This window comes from Methylobacterium sp. J-072 (genome assembly GCF_022829425.1).
GTDB lineage: Bacteria > Pseudomonadota > Alphaproteobacteria > Rhizobiales > Beijerinckiaceae > Methylobacterium.
Genome location: NZ_JAKSYK010000192.1, coordinates 198,370 through 216,670 on the forward strand (window position 1 = coordinate 198,370; position 18,301 = coordinate 216,670).

The 18,301-nt window shown below is 66.8% G+C and carries 16 protein-coding genes; 7 read left to right on the forward strand and 9 right to left on the reverse strand.

Annotated elements, in window-relative coordinates; all coding sequences use genetic code 11:
* Window positions 1–116: 116 nt before the first annotated feature.
* From xoxJ to MKK67_RS24730, 6 genes are all read right to left on the reverse strand, one after another.
* A complete protein-coding gene (gene xoxJ, locus MKK67_RS24705; RefSeq protein WP_243970474.1) occupies window positions 117–962 on the reverse strand; it encodes a rare earth element methanol dehydrogenase accessory protein XoxJ in 846 nt (281 codons plus the stop codon).
* Window positions 962–1,573: a c-type cytochrome, methanol metabolism-related gene (locus MKK67_RS24710; RefSeq protein WP_279594806.1), complete on the reverse strand. Its 612-nt coding sequence runs from the start codon at window positions 1,571–1,573 to the stop codon at window positions 962–964. The genes xoxJ and MKK67_RS24710 overlap by 1 nt, the downstream gene beginning before the upstream one ends.
* Before the next feature lie 132 nt (window positions 1,574–1,705).
* Window positions 1,706–3,511, reverse strand: coding sequence for a lanthanide-dependent methanol dehydrogenase XoxF1 (gene xoxF1 / locus MKK67_RS24715; RefSeq protein WP_243970476.1), 1,806 nt, complete (start codon window positions 3,509–3,511; stop codon window positions 1,706–1,708).
* A 760-nt stretch (window positions 3,512–4,271) separates the two neighbouring features.
* Window positions 4,272–4,559, reverse strand: a complete 288-nt coding sequence (locus MKK67_RS24720; protein WP_243970478.1) for a hypothetical protein — start codon at window positions 4,557–4,559, stop codon at window positions 4,272–4,274.
* 220 nt (window positions 4,560–4,779) lie between these two features.
* Window positions 4,780–5,967, reverse strand: coding sequence for a ribonuclease D (gene rnd, locus MKK67_RS24725; RefSeq protein ID WP_243970480.1), 1,188 nt, complete (start codon window positions 5,965–5,967; stop codon window positions 4,780–4,782).
* A 75-nt stretch (window positions 5,968–6,042) separates the two neighbouring features.
* Window positions 6,043–6,456 carry a hypothetical protein gene (locus MKK67_RS24730; RefSeq protein ID WP_243970482.1) on the reverse strand — a complete coding sequence of 138 codons (414 nt, stop codon included), beginning with the start codon at window positions 6,454–6,456 and terminating at the stop codon, window positions 6,043–6,045.
* 133 nt (window positions 6,457–6,589) lie between these two features.
* On the opposite strand from MKK67_RS24730, the gene aspS reads away from it, so the two are divergent.
* The 6 genes from aspS to MKK67_RS24760 all read left to right on the forward strand — a co-directional run bounded on the left by aspS (window position 6,590) and on the right by MKK67_RS24760 (window position 12,539).
* On the forward strand, window positions 6,590–8,434 hold the full coding sequence (gene aspS, locus MKK67_RS24735) for an aspartate--tRNA ligase (RefSeq protein WP_243970484.1): 1,845 nt from the start codon (window positions 6,590–6,592) through the stop codon (window positions 8,432–8,434).
* Between the two features lie 22 nt (window positions 8,435–8,456).
* Window positions 8,457–9,326: a glycosyltransferase family 2 protein gene (locus MKK67_RS24740; protein WP_243970486.1), complete on the forward strand. Its 870-nt coding sequence runs from the start codon at window positions 8,457–8,459 to the stop codon at window positions 9,324–9,326.
* Window positions 9,326–10,402, forward strand: a complete 1,077-nt coding sequence (locus MKK67_RS24745; RefSeq protein WP_243970488.1) for an acyltransferase family protein — start codon at window positions 9,326–9,328, stop codon at window positions 10,400–10,402. The genes MKK67_RS24740 and MKK67_RS24745 overlap by 1 nt, the downstream gene beginning before the upstream one ends.
* Window positions 10,399–10,731: a hypothetical protein gene (locus MKK67_RS24750; RefSeq protein WP_243970490.1), complete on the forward strand. Its 333-nt coding sequence runs from the start codon at window positions 10,399–10,401 to the stop codon at window positions 10,729–10,731. The genes MKK67_RS24745 and MKK67_RS24750 overlap by 4 nt, the downstream gene beginning before the upstream one ends.
* Window positions 10,732–10,797: 66 nt before the next feature.
* Window positions 10,798–11,859, forward strand: a complete 1,062-nt coding sequence (locus MKK67_RS24755; RefSeq protein ID WP_243970492.1) for a hypothetical protein — start codon at window positions 10,798–10,800, stop codon at window positions 11,857–11,859.
* A 284-nt stretch (window positions 11,860–12,143) separates the two neighbouring features.
* Window positions 12,144–12,539, forward strand: a complete 396-nt coding sequence (locus MKK67_RS24760; protein ID WP_243970494.1) for a hypothetical protein — start codon at window positions 12,144–12,146, stop codon at window positions 12,537–12,539.
* Window positions 12,540–12,552: 13 nt separating this feature from the next.
* Here the strand turns inward: MKK67_RS24760 and MKK67_RS24765 are convergent, their stop codons facing one another.
* Together MKK67_RS24765 and MKK67_RS24770 are read right to left on the reverse strand one after the other, a co-directional pair.
* The gene (locus MKK67_RS24765; protein WP_007564388.1) at window positions 12,553–12,807 is read right to left on the reverse strand and encodes a DUF3297 family protein; all 255 of its coding nucleotides are present in this window, start codon (window positions 12,805–12,807) and stop codon (window positions 12,553–12,555) included.
* Window positions 12,804–13,481: a CatB-related O-acetyltransferase gene (locus MKK67_RS24770; protein WP_279601819.1), complete on the reverse strand. Its 678-nt coding sequence runs from the start codon at window positions 13,479–13,481 to the stop codon at window positions 12,804–12,806. Before MKK67_RS24770 ends, MKK67_RS24765 begins: the two co-directional genes overlap by 4 nt.
* Window positions 13,482–13,559: 78 nt before the next feature.
* Between MKK67_RS24770 and MKK67_RS24775 the strand changes: the two genes are divergently transcribed.
* Window positions 13,560–15,887 carry an NADP-dependent malic enzyme gene (locus MKK67_RS24775; protein ID WP_279601804.1) on the forward strand — a complete coding sequence of 776 codons (2,328 nt, stop codon included), beginning with the start codon at window positions 13,560–13,562 and terminating at the stop codon, window positions 15,885–15,887.
* Between the two features lie 56 nt (window positions 15,888–15,943).
* Here the strand turns inward: MKK67_RS24775 and MKK67_RS24780 are convergent, their stop codons facing one another.
* The gene (locus tag MKK67_RS24780) at window positions 15,944–18,040 is read right to left on the reverse strand and encodes a methyl-accepting chemotaxis protein (protein WP_243970498.1); all 2,097 of its coding nucleotides are present in this window, start codon (window positions 18,038–18,040) and stop codon (window positions 15,944–15,946) included.
* Window positions 18,041–18,301: the final 261 nt, after the last annotated feature.

Genomic DNA, 18,301 nt, shown 5'->3' on the forward strand with positions numbered 1-18,301 from the left:
AGTCCTGGTTTCAAAAGGTCTGAGACCTTTTGCGGGTCCAGGGCGGAGCCCTCAATGCTCAGGGGCTTTGCCCCCGAACCCCGCCAAAGGGCTGGGCCCTTTGGAAACCCATTATTTCAGCGTTCGCTGGGCTCGGTGACTTTGTTCTCCTCGTCGTCGAGGAGAGGCACGTCGTAGTCGCGCAGCACCGTGTCGATATCGGCCTTGCGCTTGCGCAGCACCGTGTTGAGCGACCGCTTCCAGTCGTTCTCGCCCAGCCGCACGCCCATGGCGATCCGGTAGGCCATCGGCGGACGCGCCGGCTCCTTGAGCAGGGGAACGACCGTCATCGGTGCGCCCGACTGCTTCGCCAGCCAGCCGGCGGCCGGTCCCCAGAGCACGGCCGCGTCGATCTCCTTCGCGGCGAGCGCCCCGATGATCTCGGCGCCCACCGTCTGGAACTTGCGCGATGGGTCGAGCTGGTAGGGCGCATACGCCTTCATGGTCGAGACCAAGCCGAGATCGCCCATCCGGTTCACGGGCGGCGTGCCGGCGATGACCCCGATGGCCTTGCCCTTCAGCCGGGGGTCGTCGAGGGCGGTGATGCCATCGAGCTCACCCGCGCGGGTGACCAGCGTGTAGGACGAGCGGTAATAGGGGTTGGTGGTCTGGACGAGGTCGCTGCCGAAGGCCTGACCGATGATCAGGTCGCATAGGCCCGTGCCGAGCGTGTTGCGCACGAAGCCCGGCCCCTGGGTCAGCCAATAGTACCGCAGCTTGACCTTCAGCTCGTCGGCGATGATCGCCGCGATCTTGTTCTCGAAGCCGTCATCCTTGCGCTCGGAGAACGGCATGTTGCCGGGATCGCCGCAGACCCGCAGGACATCGGTGGTCACCGTGTCCGGCAGGTGCTGCGCGGCAGCCCCCTGCGCCACCGTCATCGACAGGGCGCAGAGGGCGAAAGTCCGGAGCAAGGGCGCCATCAGCTGCCCATGCACTCCTTCTCGGCCTTCCGGGCAGTCTCGGGCTTGTCCTCGTGCTCGGAGGGACGGACGCGACCGACCGCGCCGTCGGCGCGTGCCTTGAGGTAGGTGTAGAGGTCGTCCGAATAGCACATGACGTTCTTGTTATCGCCGAACGCCGGCATGACCTTCTGCTCGGAGGCGCTCACGTCCTGCTTGCCGCCGACCAGGATGCCGATGAACTCCTCGTACGAGAGGTGCTTCAGCGAATCCTTCAGGGCCGGCGCATAGGTCGAGCCCATGCCGTCAGGGCCGTGGCAGACGTGGCACTCGGCATGATAGCGGCGGTAACCCGAGTAGGTGTACCAGTCGAGCTTCTTGCCATCGTCGGTGATGTGGTACGTCGGGTGGCCATCGGCATCGACATACTTGCCGTCCTCGACCTTGACGGCGGCATTCTTTTTGAGCAGCGCGGGGTCCTGCTCGGCGGTCTTGTCGTTCGCGTTGAGCGAATTGGCGAGCGCCGGATCGGCAGGCTTGGCATCCTCAGCATGTACGGCAACCGCGGACACGGTCGCTAGGGCGAGGGCGGCCAAGAACGGCCGCGTGACGATGTTGCTGAGGTTGTGCAACGCGTAGTCTCCCTGGAGCGAGGCCCTTCGTCTCGCATCGAGCCGTAGCCTCTTACGACAAATTCTAATCATAACGATGCCGGCGCGGAAACCCGCGCCGGCACCATTTCGACACCTAAACCCTGCGGCCGATTAGTTCGGCAGAGCGAAGACGGTCAGCTGACCGCCGAGGTTGGTGTACTGCGAGAGGGCCGCGTAGCCGCCCACCGCGCCGAGACCGGCGTTCGGGTCGGTCAGGCCGGCCGCGAGGCCGATGCCGGCCCAGCCGCCGACGCCCGACAGGACGCCCACGTACTGCTTGCCCTTGAGCTGGTAGGTCATCACGTTGCCGATGATGCCCGACGGCGTCTTGAACTTGAACAGCTCCTTGCCGGTCTTGTCGTCGACGGCCTTCAGGTAACCTTCGAGGGTACCGTAGAACACCACGTCACCGGCGGTGGCGAGAGCACCGGACCACACCGAGAACTGCTCGGCGTTGGACCACTTGATCTTACCGTTGACGCCGTCCCAGGCGATGAAGTTGCCCATGCCGCCGTGCGAGTTCGGGGCCGGGTACATCGACAGGGTCGCACCGACATAGGGCTGGCCCGGGGTGTAGGTCACCCGGAACGGCTCGTAGTCCATGCAGACGTGGTTGGTGGGCACGTAGAACAGGTTGGTCTTCGGCGAGAAGGCAGCAGGCTGCTGATCCTTGGTGCCGAGGGCCGCCGGGCAGATACCCTTGGAGTTGGTGTCCTCACCGTTCTGCTCGGTCGAGAACTTCGACACGACCAGCGGCCGACCGAAGTTCTTCGAACCCTTGTCCATATCGACCTTGGACGCCCAGTTGACGGCCGGATCGAACTTCTCGGCGACGAGGAGGGAGCCGTCGGCGCGGTTCAGCGTATAGCCGAAGCCGTTACGGTCGAAGTGGGTCAGGAGCGGCTGCTCCTTGCCGTCGACCTTCTGATCCGTGAGGATCATCTCGTTGATGCCGTCGTAGTCCCACTCGTCGTGCGGGGTCATCTGGTAGACCCACTTGGCGACGCCGGTATCCGGGTTACGCGCCCAGATGGTCATCGACCACTTGTTGTCGCCCGGACGCTGCTTGGGGTTCCAGGTCGAGGGGTTGCCCGAGCCGTAGTACATCAGGTCGAGCTTGGGGTCGTACGAGAACCAGCCCCAGGTGCAGCCGCCGCCGGTCTTCCACTGATCGCCTTCCCAGGTCTTCAGCGAAGAATCCTTGCCGACCGGCTTGCCGAGCGAGGTGGTCTTTTCCGGGTCGACCAGCATCTGGTCGTCCGGGCCGACCGAGTAGCCGCGCCACACCTTCTTGCCGGTCTTCAGGTCGTAGGCGGTAACGTGGCACTGCACGCCGAACTCGCCGCCGGAGATGCCGACGATGACCTTGTCCTTCACGGGCAGAACCGTGGCGGTGTTGGTCTCGCCCTTCTTCGGGTCGCCGTTGACGACCGACCAGTTCACCTTGCCGGTCTTGGCGTCGAGCGACACGAGGGTGGTGTCGGCCTGGTGCAGCAGGATGGTGCCGTCGGCATAGGCGAGGCCGCGGTTGACCGTGTCACAGCACATGACCGGGATCACGGACGGATCCTGCTTCGGCTCGTACTTCCAGACGATCTTGGCCTCGTGATCGAGGTCGAGGGCGTACACGATGTTCGGGAACGGCGTGTGGACGTACATCATATTGCCGATCACGAGCGGCGAGCCCTCGTGGCCGCGCAGCACGCCGGTCGAGAAGGTCCAGGCGACCTGGAGGTTCTTCACGTTCGCCGAGGTGATCTGATCGAGCTTCGAATACCGAGTGTTGCCGTAGTCGACCGTCTGAAGCGCTTGTTCCGCCGGGTTGGCGATGCTCTTCAGAACGCTTTCGTTGGCCAGTGCCGGCGCGGCGGCGACCGCGACACCTGCGCCAAGCGCGAGGAGATGTACCGCTCTCATGGGTTCCTCCGACAAGTCTTTAAGAGTCGTTCAGACGCACTGAGAGAGTGGCGTCGCTCGGACCCCGACCTGACTGTTTGCGACAGGGATGGACGCTTCGGTAGCGGGCGTCGCGGACTTGAGGAGATCAAAAGATCCCGTAGCCAGGAGCCGCCATCCCTGAGGCGGCCCCCTCGAAACCGAAGCTTGAACGGACCTTAAGAGATTTTTGAGCGCCGTCAACTCGCAGTTCTCGCGTCCTGACCACACGGTGAAAGCTTCTTTTCGAGTGACAGAGAGACGTAGAATGTCATTGCGCCGCGAAGAAAAATGTTGCGCTGCACAAACGTGGCCGGAGCTGTTTTCCAAATGCTCACGCGGCCGTGACTGTTGTCATGCAAGACTTGCACGGTCGCCACGGATAAGCGGTTTGATTATGATCATGCCGCGGGGGTTGCTTCGCCGCTTGCGGATCGGCCGCCCAGCCAAGCGCCTGCTCGATTGCGCTGCGAAACGGCGCGCGCAGTCAGAAAAGTGGAGCCTTTTGCAGTCGAGCGTTGTGCGCCCTCTCGCCGCACGGCTCGCTGACGACCCCGGCAACGCGCGATCAGAAGCGTTCTCGCGCGTCTGTGATTATGAAATCCTTCGGGATCGCAAAACCGGTCCGGTGGGCTTTCGAGCCTAGAGCGGGCCGGGAGCGTTTTCTCAAGCTAAGCGGGCTTGGCCGCCGAGGGGCTGGCGTTGCGCCGGAGGCGCAGCCGGCATCAGGCGGGAAGAGCGCTCACAGCGCCCCGATATCGCCCGTACTCTCGAATTCGGCGGTGTCGCCGACCAGATCCGTCAGAGAGATATCGAGTCGGCGACCGGTCTTCAGCCGGAGTTGCGCATCCGGTTCCAGCCAGATCGGCCGCAAGCCGGCATGGCTGCCGTGGAGATCGCCATAGGCAAAGAGCCCGCCCTCCCGGCGCTCGACCACGACCCGGTAGCGCACCCGCACGGTTCCGCAGCCTTCGGCCGAGACGAGGCCGCGTCCGGTCAGAGTCGTGAGGATCTCGTTCGGCTCGAACATACGCTGGACGCGGCGGCAGGATTAAGTGGCAAAGACCATTGCCACTTAATCCTGCCGCCGGAACGTGTCACGTCCTCGTAACCGTACCGGCGCGCAAATCGGATTCTGCACGGGATCATTGGGCGGAACATGTGCCGTCGATGGACGGCGCCGCATCGCTTGCGACGAAACCAAAAGGATTGAACCGCGTGATCCGGATCCATCCGGTTCGGGCAGGCTCCTATTGCACGGTGGTCGGCCTATCCTCCGGCGGCGTCGGCTCCAGGTCACGGACGACGATCCGTCCGCTCTCCACCGACAATGCGAGGCGGCCCTGCTTCAGGGCGAGTGCCTTGTCGCCGAACAGGCTCCGGCGCCAGCCCTGCAGCGCCGGGACCTCAGCGGTGTCGTCATCCGCGATCGCCTCGAGGTCGTCCACCGTCGCAATGATCTTGGGCGCGACCGCCTCGGATTCGCAGACCGCCTTCAGAAGCACCTTCAGCAGCTCCACGATGGCGCCGTTTCCACCGCTCCGGCGCAGGCGCTCGGGCATGCGGATATCGGTGGTGTCCCGGGTCAGGCCGCGCTCCACGGCGGCCAGGATGTCGGCGCCCGTGCGCGAGCGCTCGAACCCGGCGGGGATCGTGCGCAGCCGGCCCAGGGCCTCGGCGTTGCGCGGCGCCGCCGAGGCGACGTCGATCACCGCCTCGTCCTTCAGCACGCGTCCGCGCGGGACGTTGCGGGTCTGCGCCTCGCTCTCGCGCCAGGCGGCCACCTCCATCAGTACGGCGATCTCCCGGGGCTTGCGCATCCGGCCGGACAGACGCCGCCACGCCTGCGCGGGATCGGCCCGGTAGGTCTCCGGCGAGGTGAGCACCGCCATCTCCTCGTCGAGCCAGGCGCCGCGATCCGTGCGCAGCAGCTCGGCGACGAGGACTTCGTAGACCTTCACCAGATGCGTGACATCCGACAGGGCGTAGCTGAGCTGGGCCTCCGAGAGCGGACGGCGCGACCAGTCGGTGAAGCGCGAAGACTTGTCGATCTTGGCCTTGGCCACGTCGTTGACGAGCTGCTCGTACGACACGGAGTCACCGTAGCCGCAAACCATGGCGGCGACCTGGGTATCGAAGAACGGCTGCGGCAGGATCCCGCCCATCAGCCAGATGATCTCGAGATCCTGTCGGGCCGAGTGGAACACCTTCACGGTCCGCTCGTCGGCCATCAGGTCGATGAACGGCTGCAGGTCGATCCCGGCTGCCAGGGGATCGACCAAGACACCGGTGCCGTCCGGCGCCGCGATCTGGATCAGACACAGTTTCGGATAATACGTCGTCTCGCGCATGAACTCCGTGTCGACGGTCACGAAGGGTTGCTCGGCGAGGCGGGCGCAGATGTCGTGCAGCGCGGCGGTGGTCGTGATCAGGTCCATGAATCCGGCTATACGCAACCGCCGCCGTCATGGGGAGCCGCCCGTGCGAAGGTCCCCATGTTTCACATGGTTGTTTCACATTGTCTGCGTCGCCGCGGCGCCTGGTCGGGTCGCGCGCCGGTGTGCGTGGGTCTGGCGGCGGATGCGTAGGGCGTCTGCCCGGCGCTGGGCCTCTGCGCGCGCGAGCAGCCGGTCGAGGATGCCGGTCTCGATGCGCTCGCCCGTGGCTCCGTCGGTGAGACGGCGGATCCGGTCGACCCGGAAGCCGCGATAGCCGCCCCGGCGGGCGTCGATGCCGCCCAGAAGCGTCCGGCCGGGCCCGAGCTTCAGCTCGCGCGCCGCCAGGGAGCGGTTGCTCCAGGCCCCGTTGGCATCCTCGTAGACCAGATCGAAACGGCCATCGATGGGTAGCGTGCGCCAAGCGCCGGGCGGGCTTTCGACCGGCCGGGCGGGGCGGCCCGGGGAAACGGAAAAGGCGTTGTAGCTCATGGACATCATATGGGAATTGGCTGTCCGTTCCGGTAGATCCGCGGCCCGATCCGCCACCGGATTCCGGCGGCCCATGCTTGACTTGGGGGGCCTCGCGTGAATGGTGCCGGCCTTCCCAGAGAAGAAGCCCGTCATGCACCGTTACCGTTCCCACACCTGCGGGGCGCTCCGCCCGTCCGATGTCGGACAGACCGTCCGGCTCTCCGGCTGGTGCCACCGCATCCGCGACCATGGCGGCGTGCTGTTCATCGACCTGCGGGACCATTACGGGCTGACCCAGTGCGTGGTCGATTCCGACTCGCCGGCCTTCAAGGCTGCCGAGGTCGCGCGCTCCGAATGGGTGGTGCGGATCGACGGCCGCGTGCGCACCCGGCCCGCCGGAACCGAGAATGCCGAGCTGCCGACCGGTGCGGTCGAGGTCTATATCGATGACCTCGAAGTGCTCGGCCCGGCGGGTGAATTGCCGCTGCCGGTATTCGGCGACCTGGAATATCCGGAGGAGACGCGGCTGCGCTACCGCTTCCTCGACCTGCGCCGGGACAAGCTCCACGCCAACATCATGAAGCGCGGCGCGATCATCGACGCGCTCCGCCGCCGGATGCGCGACGGCGGTTTCTTTGAGTTCCAGACGCCGATCCTGACCGCGTCCTCGCCCGAGGGCGCGCGCGATTACCTCGTGCCGTCCCGGGTCCATCCCGGAAAGTTCTACGCGCTCCCGCAGGCGCCGCAGCAGTTCAAGCAGCTGACGATGATCGCCGGTTTCGACCGCTACTTCCAGATCGCCCCCTGCTTCCGCGACGAGGACGCCCGGGCCGACCGCTCGCCGGGCGAGTTCTACCAGCTCGATATCGAGATGAGCTTCGTCACCCAGGAAGACGTGTTCCAGGCGGTGGAGCCGGTCCTGCGCGGGGTGTTCGAAGAGTTCGCCGAGGGCAAGCGCGTCACCAAGGACTTCCCGCGCATCACCTTCGCGGATTCGATGCTCAAATTCGGCGTGGACAAGCCGGATCTTCGCAATCCCCTCATCATCGTCGACGTCACCGACGAGTTCGCCCGGGACGACGTGTCGTTCAAGGCGTTCAAGGGCGTGATCGCGTCCGGCGGCGTGGTCCGGGCGATCCCGGCGACGGGGGCAGCCGCGCAGTCGCGCTCGTTCTTCGACAAGCTCAACGATTGGGCCCGCTCCGAGGGTGCGCCGGGGCTCGGCTACGTGGTGTTCGAGGACGACGGCGGCCAGCTCACCGGCAAGGGTCCGATCGCCAAGTTCATCCCGGCCGAGGTCCAGGCCCTGATCGCCCAAAAGACCGGCGCGAAGGCCGGCGATGCGGTGTTCTTCTCGGCAGGGACCGAGGCCAAGGCGGCGGCGCTTGCCGGCAAGGCCCGCATCCGCATCGGCGACGAACTGGGCCTGTGTGACAAGGACCAGTACGCGTTCTGCTGGATCACCGACTTCCCGATGTACGAGTGGAGCGAGGAGGAGAAGCGGATCGACTTCTCCCACAACCCGTTCTCGATGCCGAACATCGACCGCGAGGACTTTTTGGCACTCGACCTCGATGCCCTGGCCACAGAGGGCCAGGACGGCGAAGTCACAAAAAGAATCTTGGGTATCAAGGCGTTCCAGTACGACATCGTCTGCAACGGCATCGAGCTGTCCTCCGGCGCGATCCGGAACCATCGCCCCGACGTGATGGAGAAGGCCTTCGCCATTGCGGGCTACGGCCGCGAGGTGCTGGAGCAGAAGTTCGGCGGCATGCTGAACGCCCTGCGCATGGGCGCTCCGCCGCACGGTGGCATCGCCCCGGGAGTCGACCGCATCGTCATGCTCCTGTGCAACGAGCCGAACATCCGCGAGGTGGTGCTGTTCCCGATGAACCAGCGCGCCGAGGACCTGATGATGGGCGCCCCCTCCGAGGCGACGCCCAAGCAGCTGCGCGAGCTGCATATCCGCCTGAACCTGCCCGAGAAGAAGGCGTAAGGTCCGGACGGGCCGACCCGCGATGGTCGGCCTCGTCGCGATCGTCGTCGCCCATGACAGCGCCGAGGTGCTGCCGGCCTGCCTCGCGGCCCTGGCCGGCCAGCACGTCCCGGCGATCGTGGTCGACAACGCAAGCCGCGACGCCTCCGTGGCGGTCGCCGAGGCAGCGGGCGCGCGGGTGATCCGCAACGCCCGCAACCAGGGCTACGGCCGCGCCAACAACATCGGTGTGGCGGCGGCCGAGACGGCGGATCGGGTCCTGATCGTCAACCCGGACGTGGTCCTGCGCCCCGGCGCAGTCGACGCTCTGCTGGCCGCATCCCAAAAATGGCCGGATGCAGGCCTCCTCGCGCCGCGGCTGGTCGAGCCGGACGGGCGCTTCTTCTACCAGGCACGCTCGCTGCTCGCGCCGTATCTCGCCAATCCCGGCGGCCGCCTGTCGCTGCCCGGGGGCGATGCCTGCGCACCGTTCCTGTCCGGGGCCTGCCTGATGATCGAGCGCGCCCTGTTCCTCGACCTCAGCGGCTTCGACGAAAACATCTTCCTGTTCTACGAGGACGACGACCTGTGCCGGCGAGTCGCCGATGCCGGGCGCGCCCTGATCCATGTCCACGCTGCGGAGGCGCTGCACGGCCGCGGCCGTTCCTCGGCGCCGGAGCCGGGGCGCGTGTTCCGGTCGCGCTGGCACCAGGCCTGGTCGCGGGCCTATGTCAGCCGCAAATACGGCCTGCCGGATCCGAGCGTGTCCCACCTCATGACCAACCTGCCGAAGGCCGCGCTCTCGGCCCTGGTCCTGCGCCGGTCGGGTCTCGAGCGCTACGGCGGCTCCGCTTCCGGCGCCCTCGCCTTCCTGCGCGGGCAGGACGCCCTGGCGCGCGAAGGCCTGCGCTGATGGCCGGACTCACGATCGCCGCCGCCTTGGAGCGCGGCCGCAACGGGTTCACCGGCCTGCGCCTGGCTTTGGCCCTGGCGGTGGTCGTCTCGCACGCCTTCAGCGTCGCCAGCGGCGCCGCCGGCGACGAGCCGCTGGCCCGGCTCACCGGCTACACGCTGGGCGAGCACGCGGTGAACGGCTTCTTCGCGGTCTCCGGCTTCCTGGTCACCATGAGCTGCGACCGGCGCGGGATCCGCGACTACGCCCTCGCCCGGACCTTGCGGATCCTCCCCGGCTTCGTCGCCGCCACCCTTCTCGTGTCCCTGGTCCTTGGGGCCGCGATGACGCGCCTGCCGCTGGCCGAATACATCGGCGATCCCGGCCTCTGGTCGTTCATGCGCGGCACCCTGACGACGTTCAAGAGCAACGCCGCCCTGCCCGGTGTCTTCGAGGCCAACCCGTATCGGGCGCCGCTCGGCACGATCTGGACCCTGAAATACGAGGTTTTTTGCTACCTGGGCGTGCTGGTCGCCGCCCTCTGCGGCCTCCTCCGGCGGCGGATCCCGGCGCTCCTCATCGTTGCGGGGCTCGCCGTCGCCCTGACGGCCGCCATAGCTTTGCGTGGCACCGAGTTGCCAAAGGGGCTGGAGACGACGTTGCGGCTGCCGCTGATCTTTTCGGCTGGGGCCTGCCTGTATCTCTGGCGTAACCGCCTGCGGGTATCGGCAGCCGCCCTCGCCTGCCTGACTGTGTCAGCCATCGTCCTCGCCCGGACGCCGGCCTACCCGGCCCTGCTGTTCCTGGCCGAAGCCTACGGCTCCGTGTGGCTGGCGCTCGGGCCGATGGCGCGCAGCCTGTTCGATCCCAAGGCCGACCTGTCCTACGGAATCTATCTCTACGGCTGGCCGATCCAGCAAAGCCTGCACGCCCTCTGGCCTGACCCGTCCGGCTTCGCTCTGCTCGCTCCTGCCCTCGCTCTGACGCTGCCGGTGGCGGCCCTGTCCTGGTACGTGATCGAGCGGCCGGCACTGGCGCTGAAGGCGCGAGCGCTTGGCCGGCGCAGCCTCAGCACGATCGAGCCTGCGGGACCATGAGCACCCTGCCCCCATCGGCCGCTCTGGCTCTAGCCGCGCGGCTTCTGGAGGCCGAGGGCTTCGCCATCGTCGCCCGGAACGAACGCGGCGACAGCCTCTATTTCGCAAGCCAGGGCGAGCGCGCCACGCTCCGCCTCTCGAACCATGCGCGACGCCCAAGGCAGCGTCGAACCCATCCCGAGGTCGCCACCAGCCTCGTCATTCGGGAAGCGCGAAGCGCCGCGCAGATCGAGGCCCTGATCGCGGGAGCCAAGCGGAATTATTTCTTGGCGACTGCGGCAACATACGAGGTGGCAGGCGATAGCCCTGCCGAGGGCAGCGCGGAGTAATAGGATTTAATTGACAAATTTAGCGTCGAGATGTAGGCTTTTAGTCCGTTAGCTGGGGCTTGGCCGATGCCGCGATCAACCACCCGACATCACGACCGAGACGTCGCCGCGCTCCGCTCGGAACTTGCCGGAATCGCGGTCGAAGTCGGATTCATCCGGGTCGAGCGGATGCTCGCCCGGAAGTACCGGTCCGATCAGCCGCGGGCGCCTGCCGGCCAGCCTGACGGCGGCCGTTGGGCTACCGCTCCATCCGGCGGCGCGCGTTGGATGTCGGCGAATTCGGGCGGCCAGGCGGTGACCCGGACCGAGGAGGCCATGACCGAGGACGGGTCGCGCGTCCTTTCGATTCGCATCCGGGCCAACGCCCGCGCGGACTGGGATGCGCAGCACACCGTCACCGCGCCCAACGGAACGCGCACAGTCTTCGAGACCTCGGGCCTGACCCAGACCATCCGTGACGGCGAGACCGGCGAGATCCTGGGCCGGAGCACGCTGACCGCGGACGGGGCCGAGCCCGAGGCGTTCGTCCAGCCGGCGCGGGGCCTGCCGGGCAAGCTCGGGCAGCGGATCTGGCGAACCCTGGAGGCGGCGGGAACGCTTTTCTCGGTGCTTGCCGGGCGAGATCGCGACGGCGAAAGGGCCGTGTTCGCTGCGCCCGCGAGTGAGTACGTCCTGGGAGACGCGGAGGACGCACGAGCCATATGGGTCGGTGCGATCGGCCAGACCGAGCTGGACCAGATTTGCCCGCGGAACCGGGAGGTGCAGGCTCTTGCCGATTCGGTCGCAGCTGAGGTGCGAGCGTCCGGTGATTACAGGACCGCGCAGGACTTCGGAAATAAGGTTCATGCGCGGATCGCCGAGAACGTCAATGGTCGGCAAGATCCGAATTTCGTTGCAGAAACGTCATACGATCCTGCAACGGGCGTTGATCAAAATTCTGGCGCAAAAGGTTCTTTGCGCCTCGACTTACTGGAGCGAACTCAGCTTTCGACGGTGTGCGTCTACGACCACAAAACGGGGAATGCCGACTTGAGGCCTACCCGTGCTATCGATATCATAAGCGCCGTTCAGAAACGTTTCGGTCTAGGCTATAGGTATATTATGATTGTGATAAAGCCGAAGCTGTGACAAACGCGCGCCAAGTTAATCCGATTTTTCGAGATCTGATTAATCGTCATCCAAGTTATAAAATGACGAGCATTCGCTTTTTATGCAAAACACCCGTCCATCATTTGGCCTGCGGTATATTCGTAGAACGATCCTCAAATGCGAACTGCTGTTGGCCAAGATGGTCGGTGACACCGCTTTTCGTCTACAGAATATTTCACTATCTTGCGCTAGGGACCATTTACGAAAATCTGAGTCGGCCAAATACATCGGCAGATAGGTTCTGGCATTGGTCTGATCCGACGATGGTCTCCGACCTTATCGGAGCCATCGAGACGACGGCGATGCCAAAACTGTCATACTACGAGACAGTGGAATCCTACGCGACCCTCCCGCCCGAGACATACAGTCCGCTGCACGAACCACCCGAAGATCTGATGCTCGTCCATATCGCGATGGGTGAACTCGATGCCGCGCGCAAGATCTGGCATCAGCAGGATCTTTGGCATCGGAACTTACCGGGCCATCCGGTCCCGCGGCAGCGCTGGTTGCGGGAGCAACTCGAAGCCGTTGCCGAGCCCCTGCACGCCGGCGACCGGCCTGCTCTCGCGCGCATCCTGCACGGCTGGGAGGCCGCCAACGTCCAGGGTACGGAATTGGAGCGTTACTGGGAGCCGACCCCGTTCCCCCTGGAGTTGTGAGGCATAAGGCGCCTCAAGCCTCGCCGGTCTCGGGCTCGCGGAAATAGGGCTCGACGGTCCCCTTCAGCTTCACGGTCATCGGATTGCCGGCCCGGTCGAGGGTCTTGCCGGCCGAGAGGCGGACCCAGCCCTCGCTGACGCAGTATTCCTCGACGTTGGTCTTATCGACGCCCTTGAACCGCACGCCGACGCCGCGCTCCAGCATCTTCTCGTCGTAGAACGGGCTGTTCGGGTTCGCGGCCAGGCGGTCGGGGGGCGTGTCGGTCATCGTCCGGGTCTCGGGTCGGTTTCGTGTGCGGCCCCGCGGGTATCCGGCGGGGAGAAGGGCTCGCCGGTACGGGAATCCGCGTCGGCGCGCAACGCCGCGAGCAGGTCGGCGATCCGCCCGCTCTGCAGCAATGGCACGAGGCGCGTCACCGCATCGTGCGGCAGGTCCCACCAAGCCGTCGCCACCAGCGCCGCCACCGTGGCCTCGTCGAAGCGCTGGCGCACCACCCGGGCCGGATTGCCGGCGACCACCGCGTAGGCGGGCACGTCCCGGGTCACCACCGCCCTTGCTGCCACAACGGCGCCATGCCCGATCGTGACGCCGGACAGGATCATGCAGCCGGAGCCGAGCCAGACATCGTGCCCGATCACCACGTCGCCGCGCGACGCGTGGTAATCCTCCGGCGCGCTCGCGTCCGGGAACAGCCCGCGCATCGCCGCGAACGGGTAGGTCGAGGCCCAGTCGAGCCGGTGGTCGCCGCCCAGCAGGATCTCGACCTTGTCGGCGATGGAACAATAGCGGCCGATCGTCAGGCGACGGCCGCTCTCCGGGAAGCGCACTTTTGGACGGCCGTACGAATAAGAGCCTATGGAGAAACCGTAGGCTCTCGCCAGTGCGGCGAGGTGGATCCGGGTCTCGTTATGCGGGTTGCGCCCCCTGCGCAGCCGGTGCAACAGACCCCTCACGATGGGATCCGGCGCGGTGTGCGACCGCGTCGTCTCCGGGAAAGCGGGCGAGCTGGAAGGTGAGCGATGGCCGATAACATGTCCGAGGACCTCAAGGCCGGGGCGCTCGTCTACCACCGCCTGCCGCAGCCCGGGAAGCTGGAGATCCAGGCGACCAAGCCGCTCGGCAACCAGCGCGATCTGGCGCTCGCCTACACGCCGGGCGTCGGCGTCGCCTGCATGGCGATCCACGATGACCCGCAGCAGGCCGCCGAACTGACGATCCGCCAGAACCTCGTGGCGGTGCTCACCAACGGCACCGCGGTGCTGGGCCTGGGCAATATCGGCCCGCTCGCCTCGAAGCCCGTGATGGAGGGCAAGGCGGTCCTGTTCAAGAAGTTCGCCGGCATCGACGTGTTCGACATCGAGGTCGACCAGAACGACGTGTCCAAGCTCGTCGACGTGGTCTGCGCCCTCGAGCCGACCTTCGGCGGCATCAACCTCGAGGACATCAAGGCGCCCGAGTGCTTCGAGGTCGAGGAGCAGTGCCGGGCGCGGATGAACATCCCGGTCTTCCACGACGACCAGCACGGCACCGCGATCATCGTGGCCGCCGCCGTGCTCAACGCCCTCGAACTCGCCGGCAAGACCCTCTCGGATGTCCGCATCGTCACCTCCGGGGCCGGCGCGGCGGCGCTCGCCTGCCTCAACCTGCTCGTGTCGCTGGGCGCGACCCGGGAGAACATCACGCTGACCGACATCAAGGGCGTGGTCTACAAGGGCCGCCCCGAGCTGATGGACCGCTGGAAGGACATCTACGCCCAGGAGACCGAGGCGCGCACGCTGGCCGAGGTGATCCCGGGGGCGGACGTGTTCATCGGCCTCTCGGCCGGCGGGGTGCTGAAGCCCGAGCTCCTGGAGAAGATGGCGGACAAACCGCTGATCATGGCTCTGGCCAATCCCTACCCGGAGATCATGCCGGATCTCGCCCAGGCGAAGCGCCCCGACGCGATGATCTGTACCGGGCGCTCGGATTTCCCGAACCAGGTCAACAACGTCCTGTGCTTCCCCTACATCTTCCGCGGCGCGCTCGATGTCGGCGCGACCAGCATCAACGAGGCGATGAAGCTGGCCGCCGTGAAGGCGATCGCGGCACTCGCCCGCGAGACCCCCTCCGACGTGGTCGCCCGGGCCTATGACGGCGAGGCCCGGCCGTTCGGGCCGGAATCGCTGATCCCGAGCCCGTTCGACCCGCGCCTGATCGTGCGCATCGCCCCGGCGGTCGCCAAGGCCGCGATGGATTCCGGCGTGGCCGGCCGGCCGCTCAAGGATTTCGACGCCTATGTCGAGAGCCTCGACCGGTTCGTACACCGGTCCGGCCTGATCATGAAGCCGCTGTTCTCCAAGGCGAAGGCCGCGCCCAAGCGCGTGATCTATGCCGAGGGCGAGGACGAGCGGGTGCTGCGTGCCGTCCAGGCCATCGTGGAGGACAAGGTCGCGTTCCCGATCCTGGTCGGAAGGCCGCGGGTGGTCGAGTCGCGGCTCAAGCGCTTCGGCCTGTCGATCCAGGAGGGCCGCGACTTCGAGCTGATCGACCCCGAGGACGATCCCCGCTACCGCGCCTACGTCCAGACCTACCTGGACGTCGCCGGCCGGCGCGGCATCACCCCGGATGCGGCCCGCACCCTGGTGCGCACCAACAACACGGTTATCGGCGCCATCGCGGTCCGCCGCGGCGAGGCCGACGCGCTGATCTGCGGCCTGGAGGGCCGGTTCGAGACCCGGCTGCGGATCATCCGCGACGTGATCGGGCTCGCCCCCGGCATCACGCAATGCGCCGCCATGAGCCTGATCGTGACCAGCGAGGGCGCCTACTTCCTGGCCGACACCCATGTCCGGCAGAACCCCACCGCGGAGGAGATCGCCGAGGTCGCCCAGGCCTGCGCCGGCCATGTCAGCCGCTTCGGCCTGACGCCCAAGATCGCGCTGCTCAGCCACTCGGATTTCGGCCAGTCGGATTCGCCCTCGGCGGTGAAGATGCGGGAGGCGCTGGGAATCCTCCAGGCGCGCGATCCCGAGCTGATGGTCGACGGCGAGATGCAGGCGGATTCGGCGCTCTCCGAGCTGGTCCGCGACCGGGTGCTGCCGGGCTCGCGCCTCAAGGGGGCGGCCAACGTCCTGATCTTCCCGAATCTCGACGCGGCCAACATCGCGTTCCAGTTCGCCAAGGTTCTGGCGGATGCGCTGCCCGTGGGGCCGCTGCTGATCGGCCCGGCCAAGCCCGCCCACATCCTCACGCCCTCGGTGACCGCCCGCGGCATCGTCAACGTCACGGCCGCGGCCGTGGTCGAGGCGCAGTCCGAGCCCGCGCCGCTCCCCGGCGGCGAGGCCGGCGTCGGCATGATCTCGGAGTGAGGTAAAATCGCCTGTCCCGGCGGCTCTAAGCCGCCGGGACAGGCGGGGCGGTGGTCTCAGGCCGCCCGGACGGTGTCGAGGAAGCGCGCGACCTCGGCCGTGAGATGCTCGGACTGGCGTGACAGGTCCGTGGCCGCGCCAAGCACCTGGCTTGCCGCCTTCCCGGTCGCTTCTGCCGCCTCGGCGACGCCGGTGATGTTGCTGGTCACCTCGCCGGTTCCGGCTGCCGCCTGCCCGACATTGCGCACGATCTCCTGCGTCGCGGCGCCCTGCTGCTCCACCGCCGCGGCGATGCTCGTGGCCACGCCGTTGATCTCCTGGATGCGGGCGGTGATCGAGCCGATCGCCGTCACCGCCTGACCGGTCGAGGCCTGGACCCGGGCGATCTGACCCGAGATTTCCTCCGTCGCCTTGGCGGTCTGCTCGGCCAGAGCCTTCACCTCCGAGGCCACCACCGCGAAGCCGCGGCCGGCATCCCCGGCGCGAGCCGCCTCGATGGTGGCGTTGAGCGCCAGCAGGTTGGTCTGACCGGCGATCGACGAAATCAACCCGACGACGTCGCCGATCCGCGCCACGGCGCTGCTCAACTCCTGCACCAGCGCACCGGTCTGCCCGGCCTCGGCCACCGCGCCCTGGGCGAGCTTGGCGGACCCGTCCACCTGCCGGCCGATCTCCTGGACCGAGGAGCCGAGCTCTTCGGAGGCGGCGGCGACCGTGTTGACGTTGCTGGCGGCCTCCTCGGCGGCGGCCGCCACCGTGGTGGACTGGCTCGCGGTCTGGGTCGCGGTGGCGGTCAGGGTCTGGGCGGTGGCCTGCAACTCGGTCGCCGAAGACGAGACCTGGCCGATGATGCCACCGACCGCCTGCTCGAAACTCTCGGCCATCTGGCGCATGCCGGCCTTGCGCTGCGCCTCGGCGGCGAGACGGGCCTGGGTCGCTTCGGCTTCGAGCTGCCGGTTGCGGATCAGGTTGTCCTTGAACACCTGCACGGCCGCCGCCATGGGGCCGAACTCGTTCCGATACACCCCGACCGGGACTTCGACGGATGCGTCGCCCTCGGCCAAGGCCCGCATCGTCGCCGAGATCGTCCGGATCGGCCACAGCACGCCGCCGAAGACGACGATCAGGCCGAGGCTGACGAGCAGGATGACCGCCGCCAACGCGCCGACGTTGCGGATCAGGATGCCGCGCGCCTCACCGGCCAGGATTTCGGCGCGCGCGATCATCTCGTCGAGGGCGACGTAGGCGAGGTCGACGATGGCCGCCTGCGCGCCGGTGTTGCGTTGCCGATAGTCCTGGAAGGTGATGTTCGGCGTCGTCCGTTGGCTGAGCGCATCGAACACGGCTTTGGAGATGTCCGCGGCCGATCCCTCGAAATTCTCGGCGCTCGCCTTCCGGAAGGCGGCCTGGACTTTGTCGGACACGTCGGTCGCGGCTTCACGGGTGCTGGTCCAGGCGCTCTGGAGGCGCGCCCGCTCCTCGGCGGCGGCCACGGTTTCGGGAAGGGTCCAGGACGTTCCGGCCGCCAGCGAACCTTGCACCCGGAGGGCGACGTTCCCGATCGCGACCCGCGTCGCCCAGGCGGCACGCTTGAGGACCAGATAGCGCTGCAGGATCTCGTCCGACCGGGGGATGGCGCTATCGACGGCGTCCGTCGTGACGGTCAGGGCGTCCAGGAATTCCTGGAAGGCGGTGAGCGTGGCGGGCAGGAGCGCCGCGTCGCGTTGCGCTTTGGGGAGGCTCAGGGCCGCGTCGATGCGGGGACGCAGCGCATTCAGGGCCTCGTGCGCGGCGTTCAGGCGCCCGACCGTCGCCGTCACCGCGGGAACGTCCTGTTCGCGGAGGAGCACCTGCGCCCTGTCGAAGCTTTCTTCTATCGCCTTCCGGTTCGTCGCGATCACCGACAGCGTGTCCGGGCCGGCCGGTTCCTGGCCGCCCAGGGCGAGGGTCGAGCCGCGCTCGATCCGCACGGGCAGGATCGTCTTGAGCAAGCGCCGGCTCGCATGGGCCAGGGTGACGGCTCGATCGGCTTGTCCGGCCTGCTCGCGCGCATTGATGAGCGCGCTCGTCGTATAGCTCAGCAACATCAGCGCCAGCGCGCCGATCACCAAGCACAGAAGCGTCTTGATCGAGACTCGTCCGAGCCAGCGCATGGTCAAACTCCGGTGGCCACTTGCGGCCGTTGAGAGTTTTGATACCTGAACCCGAAATGCGATGCATCGGTTTTCGTAGAGATTGGAGAGGTAATGTCTTTTCGGGTCGGTAATCCGACTCGGTATTATTGAGTTAATCTATAGTTGATGATGAGGCGGCGTATTATTTTTAAGAGTTGTTTGGGCTGCGTCGTGCCTCGAAAAGAAAGGTTTTAATTTTGAATATGTTCCCGCGGACCGGCCGCGGACTTGGGCCATTCG